Below are 12,680 nucleotides of genomic sequence, written 5' to 3' on the forward strand. Positions count from 1 at the left end.
TGTTCGGCCCGGGCCGGCTCAGACCTGCGAGAGCACCTGGAAGGGCACGGTGTCGTGGTAGTTGGCCATATAGGCGATCTTTCCGCCGACGATCCTGAAGTAGTTCATGACCTCGGCCTCGACCGGCTTGCCGGACAGGCTCTCAGCGACCAGGTGGGAGACGGCGGCCGCGTCCTCGCCGTCGACCAGGAAGCGCACCGGGTGGTTCTGGAAGACCCGGTACATCTTGTCCATCCCGGCCATCATGGTGCGCAGCGTCGCCAGCCCCTCGATGTGGCCGGCCAGCTGCTCGTCCATGACCATGTCGTCGGTGAACAGGTCGCACCAGGCGTCCCAGTCGCCCTTGTTCGCGTACTCGTAGTACTTGGTCAGCACGTCGCGCGCGTCCATAGCCATCGCCTCTCGCCTGTGGGGTTCGGGGTGTCGGTGTGGGATGTCCGTGGGGGAAGCCGGCGGTCAGTAGCGGATGCCGCCGGGGCGGAACGGGGCCCAGAACTGGCTGAAGGCCGCGGCGTCGTCGCCCATCAGGCCGTCGTGGCCCTCGACGATCCGGCCGTCGCGCCAGCGCATGAAGTGGAAGACGGTCACGTCCAGCCGGTCGTACGGGGACAGGCTGTCCTCCGGCGCGCCCGCACGCATGCCGTAGTTGTGGCAGACGTCGGCCGAGCAGTCCTCGCCGACCATGACCACCTCGCGGTCCATCCGGAAGCTGCCGCCGGTGAGCTTGCCCGCGGTCGCCATCATGTCCAGGAAGGCGTCGAGGCTCTCGTACCAGCCGGCCAGCGGGTGGTTGCCGGGGACCAGCCAGCGCAGGTCCTCGGCGTAGTACTCGGTGATCCTCTTCCGGTCGCCGCTGCCGAGCGCCTGGTAGGCCGCCTCGACGCGGGCACGGGTCACAGCTGTCATGGCAGAAGCCCCCTTCGGGTCCGGTCCGGGATCACAGCGAGCCCGAGCCGGGCATCGGGTCCAGGGCGTTGACGGCGTAGCTGCGGATCAGCGGCCCGTTCGGGCCGGCCACCACGGTCCAGGTCTGGTCGGCGTCGAAGCCGAGCCACTCGCTGCGGTCCGCCGGCGGGTTCCAGATCCGCGCCTGCCAGTTGACGAACACCCTGACCGTGACCGGCTGCCCGGCCGGGCCGCCGAGGTCGGGCTCGACCTTGGTGACGGTGTGCACCTCGTCGAAGAAACGATTCGTCACCGCCTCGTACCAGCGGGCGAAGCCCCGGTGGCCGATGAACGTGTCCTCGGGCACGCCGAACTCGAGCTCCGGGTGCAGGAATTCCAGCGTCTCGTCGAGCGGGACGTGGCGGTCCAGGGCGACGTACCAGGCGACCGCGAAGTCGTGGATCGACGCCTCGGTGAGCGCCTTGGGAGCCTCGGGCACGGCGGGCCTCCTTCGAGAGTGGGAACGGGTGGGTCAGATGCGGATGTCGACGTCGACCAGGAACGGGCCGGGGTGGTCGAGCATCCGGTCGGCGGCGGCAGCGGCCTCGCCCGGCTTCTCCAGACGCAGTCCCTCGGCGCCCAGCGCGCGGGCCAGACCGGCGAAGTCGAGCTCCGGGTGGGACAGGTCGAAGGAGGAGGGGAAGGGGTGCGCGGGGATGCCGCGCTCGCGCCAGTACTGGTCGATGTTGTCGTCCAGCAGCCGGTACTTGCGGTTGTTGCAGACCACGAACTTGGCGCCGACGCCGTGCCGGACCGCCGTCCACAGGGCCTGGTAGGTGTACATCGAGCCGCCGTCCCCGGCGAAGCCGATGACGGTGCGCTCCGGGTGCGCCAGCTTCGCGCCCACCGCGCCGGGCAGGCCCACGCCGAGCGAGCCGCCGCGGGTCAGGTGGTAGTCGCCCGGCCGCTCGGGCGGCAGGTAGCGGCTGACCAGCGGGGAGTTGGTCAGCGCCTCGTCGAAGACGACCAGGTCGCCCCCGGTCCGCTGGGCGATCCGGTGCAGGAACAGCTCGAACGCGCTCGCGTCCGGGCCGGGCTCGGCCGCCGGCTCGGCCTGCCGCTCGGCGACGCGGGCCGCCAGCCTGCGCTCGGCCGCCGTGCGCCGGTCCTGACTCATCCGTCCCCGCAGCGCCCCGGCCAGCGCGGCCAGGGTGGCCCGCGGGTCGGCGGCGATGCCGAGGTCGACCGGATGGTTCTTGGCGATCTCGTAGGTGTTCAGGTCGACGTGGACGATCCTGGCGTCCGACCGGAACGGCGAGACCAGCTCGGGGAAGACCTCGGGGAAGACGTAGGTGCCGACGATCAGCACCGCGTCCGCCTCGCGCACCAGTCCGGCGCTGTGCTCGCCGAACATGTGCCCGGTCATGCCGCGACGCAGCGGGTGCGAGGCGGGCAGGTTCACCTCGGAGGCGTCGACCTCCCACACGTCCGCGCCGAGCAGCTCGGCGACCCTGGCCAACTCGGCCTGGGCGCCCGCCAGGTGCACGCCGTCGCCGACCAGCAGCAGCGGCCGCTCGGCGTCCGCGAGCAGCTCGGCCGCCGCGCCGACGGCCGCCGGGGAGGGCAGGCTGTCGGTGCGGGGCACGACGGTGGGCAGCACCGGCTCCTCGTTGGGCGCGTCCAGGACGTCCATCGGCAGCGCGACGAAGACCGGGCCCTGCGGCGGGGTCAGCGCGATCTTGACCGCACGCCGGATGGTGCGCAGCAGGGAGGCCGGATCGGTCACCCTGGTCGCGTACTTGGTGACCGGCTTGGCCATGGCCACCAGGTCGCAGGCCATCTGCGCGTCCATCGCGTCGAACCGCACACCCGCGTCGCCGGCCACGACGAGCAGCGGGGTGTGTCCGCGCAGGGACTGGTAGAGCATGCCGATGCCGTTGCCCAGGCCGACGCCCGAGTGCAGCTGCAGCAGGGCCGCTCCGCCGGTGGCCCGTGCGTAGCCGTCGGCGATGCCGGCGGCCACCGTCTCCTGGAGGGAGAGGATGTAGCGGAATTCCGGGTCGAGGTCGGCGGCGTCCAGGAATCCCTGTTCCACGGTTCCCGGATTTCCGAACATGAGCCCGAGGCCGTCCGCCCGGAACTGCTCGATGAGTTTGAACTTTCCCGCCCTGGAGGCACTGGAAGTCATTTCCTCACCAGCCGTACCGGGTCAGTCCGCTCTCCAGGACCTCGACGATCTTCTGCCCGGTGAGGTAGGAGTCCGGCGTCGAACGTCCGGTGACGAACGGATAGTCGACGATCACCGAGACCGGGTGGCCGAAGTTGCCGTGGTAGGCGCCGTCGGGACCGGTCGCGTCGCGCAGGATGTACTCCAGCGGATACGGCGGCGGACCCATGACGAAATCGGTGCCGAGGAATCCGGTGCCGTCCTTGTAGTCGTACTCCTTGCAGTGCCCGGTGACGTGCTTGCCCCAGATGATGCTCTTCCTGTCGCTCCAGTCACGGGCGAAGGCCAGACAGGCGACCCCGTAGCACTCGGCCGCGACCACCTTCCCCGCCTGCCGGAAGGCCAGGATCAGGGCGTGCGCCCGCTCGTTGTTGGCGAGGTCCACGATCGGCCCGCTGCCGCCCACGATGAGCAGCGCGTCGTAGCCGGCGATGTCCTCGGCGATCTTGTCGAGGTCGCGGTGGTACTGCTCCAGCGCGGGCAGGTAGCCGGCGTCGCTCGTGTAGGGGCGCTCCGGCAGCCAGGAGCTGAGGTCGATCGGGTCGTCCAGGCGGGTGGACGCGTCGAACTCCCGGCCCAGCTTGGCGTTCTCGGCCGAGGTCACCGAGCGGCCCAGCGGCGGGTCGATGTAGTTCTCGTCGAGACTGGGCGGGAGCGCGTGCGCCCGCTTTCCGGTCGGGGTCGCGAAGACCACGTCGTAGCCGTGGTCGTCGAACTGGGAGACCGGGCCGATCAGTTCCTCGGCCCAGTAACCGTGCTCCGAAACCAAGACCAGAATTCTCTTGCTCATCGAGCCCTCCCACGGATTTCGCACCACGGATTTCAGGCCGTGGATTTGGCGGCTGAAGGCAGGACAGTCAACGCCGGGACAGTCGACCCGAAGGCGTCCCGGCCCCCACCTACGCTGCGCCGCATCGCGATTGCCGTCAAAGGGATCGGAGGCGACTTAGTGATGTGGCGTCATTCGATGATGTTCTAAGGGGACTTCACGAAGTATGAGCGATCGTCGGCGGATATCAGGGGGATCGGACCACGGTGTCAGCCGCCCGTCTATCCTTCGAAATCCAGGCGCACCCACCAGGAGGGCTGCATGAGCCGGGGATCGAGGGAGCCCGACCCGCCCGAGGGCGAACCCAAACCGGTCATCCTTGCCGTGGACGACGACCCACAGGTGCTCAGAGCGATCCGCCGCGACCTGCGCAGGGCGTATGCGGACCGGTACCGGATCCTCACCGTCGGCTCCAGCAAGGAGGCGATGCGCGCGCTCGACCAGTTGGACGAGCGGCGGCAGGAGCCTGCCCTGTTCCTGGTGGACCAGCGGATGCCGGAGATCACCGGCGTCCAGTTCCTGGTCGAGGCGCTGGCCAGGTTCCCCGGCTCGCGCCGGGTGCTGCTGACGGCCTACGCCGAGTTGGAGACCGCGCTCACCGGGATCAACCACTCCCATCTCGACCACTACCTGCTCAAGCCCTGGGGCCCACCGGAGGAACTGCTCTACCCGGTCCTCGACCGGCTGCTCGACGAGTGGTCGACCGGCCGCCGCCCCACGCGGCGCAGGATCGAGGTCGTCGGGCACGCCTCCTCCCCCGCCACCAGGGCCGTGCGCGACTTCCTGACCCGCAACGGGAGACCGTACCGGCTGCGCGACCCGCTGAAGGCCCCGCACGACCCCGCGACCGGCCGGCTGCTGGCCCGCGCGAACGGGGCGGCGCTGCCGCTGGTGGCCCTGCTCGACGGCGAGGTGCTCTCCGCCCCCGACGAGGGGGAACTCGCCGAACGCCTGGGCCGGGGCGAGGCGTCGGTGCTGCCGCATTACGAGTGCGTCATCGTCGGCGCGGGCCCGGCCGGTCTGGCCGCCGCCGTCTACGCCGCCTCGGACGGGCTGCGCACCCTCGTCCTGGACGCGGTCAGCCCCGGCGGCCAGGCCGAATGCGCCGGGCACATCGAGAACCACCTGGGCTTTCCCTCCGGGCTCTCCGGCCGGGAGCTGGCCCGCCGGGCCTCGGTGCAGGCGCTGGGTCTCGGGGCCGAGCTGCTCTGCCCGGCCGAGGTGGTCGCCCTGCGCAGGGACGACCCCGCGAAGATCCTCACCCTGGCCGACGGCTCGGAGGCGAGCGCCGAGACGGTGCTGCTCTGCCCCGGAGCCAGCTACAACCGGCTCGACGCACCGGGCGCCGAGCGCTTCGAGGGCGTGGGGCTCTACTACGGCCTGGCCAACACCGAGACCCAGGCCTGTCTGGGCCTGCAGGTCTTCGTGGTCGGCGGCGCGAACACGGCGGGGCTGGCCGCGATCCGGCTGGCCAAGTACGCCGCCGAGGTCACCCTGCTGGTCCGCGGCGACTCGCTGCTCCCCAAGATGTCGCCCTACCTGGTGGACGAGATCGAGCGCACCCCCAACATCGTGGTCCGGCTGGGCGCCACCGTAAGGGAGCTGCTCGGCGGGGAACGGCTGGAGCGGATCGTCGTCCACGACGCCTCGACCGGGCGGCTGAGCCAGGAGGAGACCGGTTTCCTCTTCCTGTTCATCGGCGCCCGCCCGCACACCGACTGGCTGGAGGACGTGGTGGAGAGGGACGCCCACGGGTTCGTGCTGACCGGTTCCGACCTGGTGGCCAACGGCGGCGAGGTGCCCAGCGAGTGGAGCCTGGAGCGCGCCCCCTATCCGCTGGAGACCAGCGTCCCCGGGGTGTTCGCCGCCGGCGACGCGAGAGCCCAGTCGGTGAAGCGGGTCGCCGCCGGCCTGGGCGAGGGCTCGATGGCCGCGGCGCTGATCCAGCGCTACCGCGTCACAGGCTGAGCCTCCCGTACGTCATCCGTATCGGGCGAGTACGACCGAAGCGGTTGCGTCGACAGCCGCAACAACGTAATCATGATTACAGACTCTCACTCACTATCCCGGTTCGGACCGAATCAGCCGGAACCGACCGGTCGGCACCGATGAGCAAGGGGTTGCATCCGTGACATCCACCGTCGAGTACATCCGCTACCGCATCGCCGCCGAGGGACACGACGCCTTCCTCGCCGGGTACCGCAAGGCCGCCGAGTCCCTGGCCGCCGCGCCGCAGTGCATCGACTACGAGCTGAGCCGCTGCGAGGAGGAGCCGGACCGCTACATCCTGCGGATCCGCTGGACCTCCGTGCAGGACCACATCGACGGCTTCCGCAAGGGCGAGCACTTCCCCGCCTTCTTCGCGGCGGTCAAGCCGTTCTTCAACGGCATCGAGGAGATGCAGCACTACACCGTCACCGACGTCGTGGGCATCGGCAAGGCGGCGGGAGAGGAGCAGTCATGAGCGAGCAGACGAAGAGCACGCCGAGCATCCTGGAGTGGGTCGGCGGGCTGGAGGCGCTGCAGGAGCTCACCAAGGTCTTCTACGGCCACGTGATGAAGGACCCGCTGCTCGCGCCGGTCTTCGCGGGCATGGACGAGGAGCACCCCAAGCACGTCGCGCTCTGGCTGGCCGAGGTCTTCGGCGGCGAGCGCGCCTACAGCGAGAACCGCGGCGGACATCCGCACATGGCCAGCCGGCACCTCGGCCGTCACATCACCGAGGAGCAGCGCAAGCAGTGGACGCGGCTGCTCGCCGACACCGCCGACGAGGTGGGCCTGCCCACCGACCCCGAGTTCCGCGCGGTCTTCCTCTACTACATCGAGTGGGGCAGCCGGATGGCGCTGGTCTACTCCGGCGACAACCCGCCTCCGATCGACGCGGCCGACGTGCCGGTCTGGGGCTGGGGCCAGACACCGCCCTGGCAGCCGGCCTCGGAGTGAGTACCCGGGTGCCCGCCGCACCGCCAGCCAAGTCTTGGAGCAGGTCATGCCACGGATGAGCACTGAGCAGCAGCCGGCCGTGATCGACGGATTCGTCGGTCCCTGGGAGTTCCTCGACAACTCCTTCCCGGTGCCGGTCCACCTCGACGGCCGCAGGTACCCCTCGGTCGCCCACGCCCTGGCGGCCTCCCGGGCCACCGAGAGGGCGGACTGGGAGGAGACCAAGGTGGCGGTCGTCCGCCGGCTGGTCGAGGAGAAGTTCCGGGACCCTGAGCTGCGCGCCCGGCTGCTGGCCACCGGCGGCGCCGAACTGGTCGCCGACGAGGCGGACACCTTCTGGGGCGGATGCAGCGGCAAGGGCCAGAACAGCATGGGCCTGATCCTGATGGCGGTCCGCGCCGAGGCCAGGCGGCAGTCGGAGCCGGGCTCCGCGCCGCAGCCCCAGGCCGAGGCCCTGGGCGAGTCGGGCGGCGGCGCGCTCGACTGCGCGGCCCGCGCGCTGATACCCACGGTGCACGGGTCGTTCACCGCCTGGGGCTACCGCGGCGTCCTCCAGGGCGAGGAACAGGTCGCCCTGACCCTGGGGCCGATCCGCGGCCAGGAGCGGCTGCTGGTCCGGGTCCACTCCGAGTGCCTCACCGGCGAGGCCTGGGGCTCCCTGCGCTGCGACTGCGGACCGCAGCTCGACGCCGCGATGGCGGCGGTGGCGGCGGAGGGCGCGGGCGTCATCCTCTACCTGCGCGGGCACGAGGGCCGCGGCATCGGCCTGCTGGCCAAGCTGCGCGCCTACGCGCTGCAGGACGCGGGCTTCGACACGGTGGACGCCAACTCGGCGCTCGGCCTGCCGGCGGACGCCAGGGACTACCGGATGGCGGCGCAGATCCTGACGGACCTCGGGGTCCGCTCGATCCGGCTGCTCTCCAACAACCCCGACAAGGTGGAGTCGCTGACCCGCTTCGGCATCGACGTGGTGGAGCGGGTACCGCTCTACGTCACGCCGACCGCGCACAGCATCGCCTACTTGCGCACCAAGCGGGACCGGATGGGCCACGACCTGCCCGAGCTGGGCGTCGCCGGCAGAGCGTCCTGACGGGCGGGCGACCGTGCTTCTGGACAGCTTCGGCAGACGTGCGGTCGACCTGCGGGTCTCGCTGACCGACCGCTGCAACCTGCGCTGCGGCTACTGCATGCCGGCCGAGGGCCTGCCCTGGCTCCCCAAGGCCGAGCTGCTGACCGACGCCGAGCTGGTCCGGCTGATGGACCTGGCCGTGACCGCGCTCGGCGTCCGCGAGATCCGCTTCACCGGCGGCGAACCACTGCTGCGGCCCGGCCTGGCCGGGCTCGTCGCGGCGTGCGCGGCGCTCACGCCGCGACCGGAGCTGTCCCTGACCACCAACGGCCTCGGCCTCGCCCGCCTGGCGGCGCCGCTGCGCGAGGCCGGTCTCGACCGGGTCAACGTCTCGCTGGACACCCTGGACCCCGTCGTGTTCCACCGTCTGACGCGACGCGACCGGCACGCCGACGTGCTGGCCGGCCTCGCGGCGGCGGAGACGGCGGGGCTCCGCCCGGTGAAGCTGAACGCGGTGCTGATGCGCGGCGTCAACGAGGGCGAGGCGGCGGGCCTGCTGGAGTGGTGCCTGGAGCGGGGCTACGAGCTGCGCTTCATCGAGCAGATGCCGTTGGACGCGCAGCGCGGCTGGGACCGCGAGGCGATGGTCTCCGCCGAGGAGATCCACGCGATGCTCGCGCAGCGCTTCACGCTGACCCCGGAACCGCGAGGGGCACGGGGATCGGCCCCGGCGGAACGCTGGCTCGTGGACGGGGGCCCGGCGCGGGTGGGCATCATCGCCAGCGTCACCCGCCCGTTCTGCCGCGCCTGCGACCGCACCCGCCTCACCGCCGACGGCCAGGTCCGCGACTGCCTCTTCGCCTCCGAGGAGACCGACCTGCGCGGCGCGCTGCGCGCGGGCGCGGACGACGCGGAGCTCGCCGCGCTGTGGCGCACCGCCATGTGGGGCAAGAAGGCAGCGGCCGGGATCGGTGAGCCGTCCTTCGCCCAACCGTCCCGGCCGATGTCCTCGATCGGCGGCTGACCCCCGCCCCTGCCGCGCCCTCAGGCGCGGTAGGCGGGCAGCCCCTTGAAGGTCGAGAAGCGGACCGGGCCGCTGCTGCCGCGGTCGCCCATGGTGTAGACGCCGTTCGGGGTACGGAAGGCGATGGTCCTGCCGTCCGGCGAGAAGGCCGGCTCGGTGCAGTCGACGGTGGTGTGCGGGGTGAGGTCCCGCAGCACCTCCTTGCCCGTCGCGGCGGTCCAGCTGTTCTCGAAGAGGTGGTCGCGGCCCGCGACCGAGCGGACGAACACGACCTCGAACTCGCCGGGCGTGCTCAGCAGCGCGGGCTCGGAGCCCCTGAACATCGCGTCGCCCTGCTGCCGGAGGTAGTCGTCGTGGATGTAGACCTCGCCGGTGTGCGGGTTGTCGTAGACGATCTCGCCGCCGCCCCGGGCCGCGTTCGGCCAGACGTTGCCGGTCTGCGGGACGTCGGGCCCGCCGAAGTTGCCGGACAGCGGCACCGCGGTGGGCGTGCTCAGGCGCCCGGTGGCCGGAACACTCTCCAGGCGGGTCACTCCGTGCTTCGCGGCCACGAAGATCAGCTGTGCCTTCGCCGCCGGGTCGCCGTAGTGGGCCGGCGGGACCACCCAGGTCGGGTGGGACCAGGTCTGCCCGCCGGGGTTCTTCGCCACCACGACCCGGCCGCGGCCGTCCGGGCCGGCGACGTCGAGGTCGCCCCGACCGTCGACGAACACGGCCTTCGTGCCGGTCGGGTTCCAGGCCAGGTCGCGCACGTCGGTGTGGAAGTCCACCCAGGAGCCGTTCTCCAGCACCCAGGGGCTGCCGTTGCTGATGGTCAGACCGGTGCGGGGCCCGACCGGCGGGCCGGCGGAGCGCGCCGGGGCGGCGACGGCCAGGGTGGGCGCGAGGGCCGCGGCGGTCGCCGCCACGGCGACGGCGACGGCGATGAAGCTGCGACGACGAACGGACATGGAAGTGCCTCCCCGATGGCCCCGGCGGCCGCACTCTCCCGGGCCAGGAAGGCGGCGGGGTGCGGTACGACCATGCTCCGTACGGAACATCGGCTACCGGTGCCGGGACTGTCACCGCCCCGCAACAGACCGTCACACACGCCACAGGGGCACCAGGAGTGGTTCCTGATGCCCCTGCGGGAAGACCGTCCTGGCAGGACTACTTCAGCTTGGTGCCCGCCGAGCGGAGCTGCTTGGCGGCCTCGGTGACGCGGGCGGCCATGCCGGCCTCGGCGAGCTTGCCCCAGGTGCGGGGGTCGTAGGTGTTCTTCTTGCCGACCTCGCCGTCGACCTTCAGGACGCCGTCGTAGTTGCGGAACATGTGGTCCACGACCGGGCGGGTGAACGCGTACTGCGTGTCCGTGTCGAGGTTCATCTTCACGACGCCGTTCTCCAGCGCCGTCTCGATCTCCTCGACCGAGGAGCCCGAGCCGCCGTGGAAGACGAAGTCGAACGGGTCCGTCTTGCCGTACTGCTTGCCGATCGCGTCCTGCAGCTCACGCAGCAGCTCCGGCTTGAGGACGACGTTGCCCGGCTTGTAGACGCCGTGCACGTTGCCGAAGGACGCGGCCAGCAGGTAGCGGCCCTTCTCGCCCAGGCCCAGGGCCTCGGCCGTGCGGACGGCGTCGTTGACCGTGGTGTAGAGGGAGTCGTTGATCTCGTGGGAGACGCCGTCCTCCTCGCCGCCGGTCGGGGTGATCTCGACCTCGAGGACGATCTTCGCCGCGCGGGCCTGGGCCAGCAGCTCCTCGCCGATGGCGAGGTTGTCGGCCAGGGTCTCCGCGGAGCCGTCCCACATGTGGGACTGGAACAGCGGGTTCTCGCCGCGGGCGACGCGCTCCGCGGAGATCGCCAGCAGCGGGCGGACGTAGCCGTCCAGCTTGTCCTTGGGGCAGTGGTCGGTGTGCAGCGCGACGGTGACGTCGTACTTCGCGGCGACGATGTGCGCGAACTCGGCGAGCGCGACCGCGCCCGTCACCATGTCCTTGTTGTACTGGCCGCCGAGGAACTCGGCGCCGCCGGTCGAGATCTGGATGATGCCGTCGCTCTCGGCCTCGGCGAAACCACGCAGCGCGGCGTGCAGGGTCTGCGAAGAGGTGACGTTGATGGCCGGGTAGGCGAACTTGCCAGCCTTGGCCCGGTCGAGCATCTCGTTGTAGACCTCAGGCGTTGCGATAGGCATTCGAATCCGCTCCTGTCGGTGGGCGTCTACGCATGTAGTGAGTGGCTACGCCGGGCGACAGCGACCGGGCACCTGCGCCATTCTCGCATTCCAGGGCAAGGGCTTCACCCCGCCCGACGGCTCGTCCGGGGATGACCTTGGTCCCCGCGGCGCCGGGGCGGCACACCGTAGGCACACGTCGGCCCGCTACTCTGCGCGGGTGACCCAGTTTCTCGCGCTCAACCCGCTGGACGCCAAGGCGCTGATCGGACAGGTCGGCATGGTCGGGCTGCTCGCGATCGTCTTCGCCGAGACCGGCCTGCTGATCGGCTTCTTCCTGCCCGGCGACTCGCTGCTGATCCTCGGCGGCGTGGCCGCGTCCGGGGCGGGGAAGGCGCTGCTCGGGACGCAGATGCCGATCGGCGTCCTGCTGGTCGCGACGCCGCTCTGCGCGATCGCCGGGGCGCAGCTCGGGCATCTGCTCGGCGCGAAGGTCGGCGGCCGGCTGTTCGACAAGCCGAACTCGCGGCTGTTCAAGCGGAGCCACGTGGACAAGGCGGAGGAGTACTTCAACCGCTTCGGACCGGCCAAGGCCGTGGTGATGGCCCGCTTCATCCCGGTGGTGCGGACCTTCCTCAACCCGGTGGCCGGAACGCTGGAGATGCCGGCCAGGACCTTCCTGCTGTGGAACGTCGTGGGCGGCCTGGCGTGGACCGAGATCATGCTGCTGATCGGCTACAAGTTCGGCGACTCGATGGCGCCGGTGATCGACAAGTACCTGATCCCGGCCGTGCTGCTGATCGTGCTGCTCTCGGTGATCCCGATCCTGATCGAGGTGCTGAAGGGCCGCCGCAACGGCGGCGAGGCCGCTCCGGCGACGGCGGGCGGCAGCGGCAGCGGCAGCGGCAGCGGCAGCGGCAGCGGCAGCGGCGGGGGACGTCACCGCAAGCGGTGACGTCCCTGGCGTGGTGCTACAGCCCGAGGTCGGCCAGCTGGTAGGCGGCCAGGTAGGGCAGGCCGGCCTCGGCGATCGCCGGGGCGGCGCCACGCTCGACGATCACGGCGACGGCCACGACCTCGCCACCGGCCTCGCGCACGGCCTCGACGGCGGTGAGCGGCGAACCGCCGGTGGTGGAGGTGTCCTCGACCACCAGCACGCGGCGGCCCTTGACCTCGGTGCCCTCGATCCGGCGCTGCATGCCGTGGGCCTTCTGCGCCTTGCGGACCACGAAGGCGTCCATCCGGGAGCCGCGCGCGGCGGCGGCGTGCAGCATCGAGGTGGCGACCGGGTCCGCGCCGAGCGTGAGCCCGCCGACCGCGTCGAAGTCGAGGTCCTTCGCCAGGTCCAGCATGACCTGGCCGACGAGCGGCGCGGCGACGCCGTCCAGCGTGATCCGGCGCAGGTCGATGTAGTAGTCCGACTCCAGCCCGGAGGACAGGGTCACTTTGCCGTGGACGACGGCCTTGTTCTTGATCTCTTCGAGAAGCGCGTCACGTGGTGTGCTCATGAGGCTCCAGCTTAGAGCGTCACAGCCGCACCGCAGGCCGGGGC

The 12,680-nt window shown here is 71.2% G+C and carries 14 protein-coding genes; 6 read left to right on the top strand and 8 right to left on the bottom strand.

Going from position 1 to position 12,680, the window contains the following annotated elements; translation table 11 throughout:
* Positions 1-18 precede the first annotated feature (18 nt).
* The 5 genes from BS83_RS04415 to BS83_RS04435 are packed head-to-tail and all read right to left on the bottom strand — an operon-like array spanning position 19 to position 3,902.
* Entirely contained in the window at positions 19-396 is a 378-nt protein-coding gene (locus tag BS83_RS04415; RefSeq protein WP_332262312.1) for a nuclear transport factor 2 family protein, read from the bottom strand.
* Between the two features lie 60 nt (positions 397-456).
* The gene (locus tag BS83_RS04420; protein WP_037601188.1) at positions 457-906 is read right to left on the bottom strand and encodes a nuclear transport factor 2 family protein; all 450 of its coding nucleotides are present in this window, start codon (positions 904-906) and stop codon (positions 457-459) included.
* Between the two features lie 31 nt (positions 907-937).
* Entirely contained in the window at positions 938-1,384 is a 447-nt protein-coding gene (locus tag BS83_RS04425; protein ID WP_037601190.1) for a hypothetical protein, read from the bottom strand.
* A gap of 33 nt (positions 1,385-1,417) precedes the next feature.
* Positions 1,418-3,073 (bottom strand): thiamine pyrophosphate-binding protein, encoded by a 1,656-nt coding sequence (locus BS83_RS04430; protein ID WP_037601192.1) that lies wholly within the window; start codon positions 3,071-3,073, stop codon positions 1,418-1,420.
* Between the two features lie 4 nt (positions 3,074-3,077).
* Positions 3,078-3,902: a type 1 glutamine amidotransferase domain-containing protein gene (locus tag BS83_RS04435; RefSeq protein ID WP_037601195.1), complete on the bottom strand. Its 825-nt coding sequence runs from the start codon at positions 3,900-3,902 to the stop codon at positions 3,078-3,080.
* 300 nt (positions 3,903-4,202) lie between these two features.
* On the opposite strand from BS83_RS04435, the gene BS83_RS04440 reads away from it, so the two are divergent.
* The 5 genes from BS83_RS04440 to moaA all read left to right on the top strand — a co-directional run bounded on the left by BS83_RS04440 (position 4,203) and on the right by moaA (position 8,977).
* Positions 4,203-5,909 (top strand): FAD-dependent oxidoreductase, encoded by a 1,707-nt coding sequence (locus BS83_RS04440; RefSeq protein WP_051942611.1) that lies wholly within the window; start codon positions 4,203-4,205, stop codon positions 5,907-5,909.
* 160 nt (positions 5,910-6,069) lie between these two features.
* Positions 6,070-6,405: a putative quinol monooxygenase gene (locus tag BS83_RS04445; protein ID WP_037601196.1), complete on the top strand. Its 336-nt coding sequence runs from the start codon at positions 6,070-6,072 to the stop codon at positions 6,403-6,405.
* Complete coding sequence (locus BS83_RS04450; RefSeq protein ID WP_037601199.1) at positions 6,402-6,884, top strand: group II truncated hemoglobin; 483 nt, start codon at positions 6,402-6,404, stop codon at positions 6,882-6,884. The genes BS83_RS04445 and BS83_RS04450 overlap by 4 nt, the downstream gene beginning before the upstream one ends.
* A 55-nt stretch (positions 6,885-6,939) precedes the next feature.
* Positions 6,940-7,974, top strand: coding sequence for a GTP cyclohydrolase II (gene ribA, locus BS83_RS41380; protein WP_051942613.1), 1,035 nt, complete (start codon positions 6,940-6,942; stop codon positions 7,972-7,974).
* 13 nt (positions 7,975-7,987) lie between these two features.
* Positions 7,988-8,977, top strand: coding sequence for a GTP 3',8-cyclase MoaA (gene moaA / locus BS83_RS04460; RefSeq protein ID WP_037601201.1), 990 nt, complete (start codon positions 7,988-7,990; stop codon positions 8,975-8,977).
* A 20-nt stretch (positions 8,978-8,997) separates the two neighbouring features.
* On the opposite strand, the gene BS83_RS04465 is transcribed toward moaA, so the two are convergent.
* Together BS83_RS04465 and fbaA are read right to left on the bottom strand one after the other, a co-directional pair.
* Positions 8,998-9,927, bottom strand: coding sequence for a TolB-like translocation protein (locus BS83_RS04465; protein ID WP_037601203.1), 930 nt, complete (start codon positions 9,925-9,927; stop codon positions 8,998-9,000).
* Between the two features lie 199 nt (positions 9,928-10,126).
* A complete protein-coding gene (gene fbaA / locus BS83_RS04470) occupies positions 10,127-11,155 on the bottom strand; it encodes a class II fructose-bisphosphate aldolase (protein WP_269664841.1) in 1,029 nt (342 codons plus the stop codon).
* Positions 11,156-11,348: 193 nt separating this feature from the next.
* Between fbaA and BS83_RS04475 the strand changes: the two genes are divergently transcribed.
* Positions 11,349-12,083 carry a DedA family protein gene (locus BS83_RS04475; protein ID WP_037601207.1) on the top strand — a complete coding sequence of 245 codons (735 nt, stop codon included), beginning with the start codon at positions 11,349-11,351 and terminating at the stop codon, positions 12,081-12,083.
* Between the two features lie 16 nt (positions 12,084-12,099).
* Here BS83_RS04475 and pyrE read toward each other — a convergent pair whose 3' ends face one another.
* Positions 12,100-12,636 (bottom strand): orotate phosphoribosyltransferase, encoded by a 537-nt coding sequence (gene pyrE, locus BS83_RS04480; protein WP_037601209.1) that lies wholly within the window; start codon positions 12,634-12,636, stop codon positions 12,100-12,102.
* Positions 12,637-12,680 lie beyond the last annotated feature (44 nt).

This window comes from Streptacidiphilus rugosus AM-16, from assembly GCF_000744655.1.
GTDB lineage: Bacteria > Actinomycetota > Actinomycetes > Streptomycetales > Streptomycetaceae > Streptacidiphilus > Streptacidiphilus rugosus.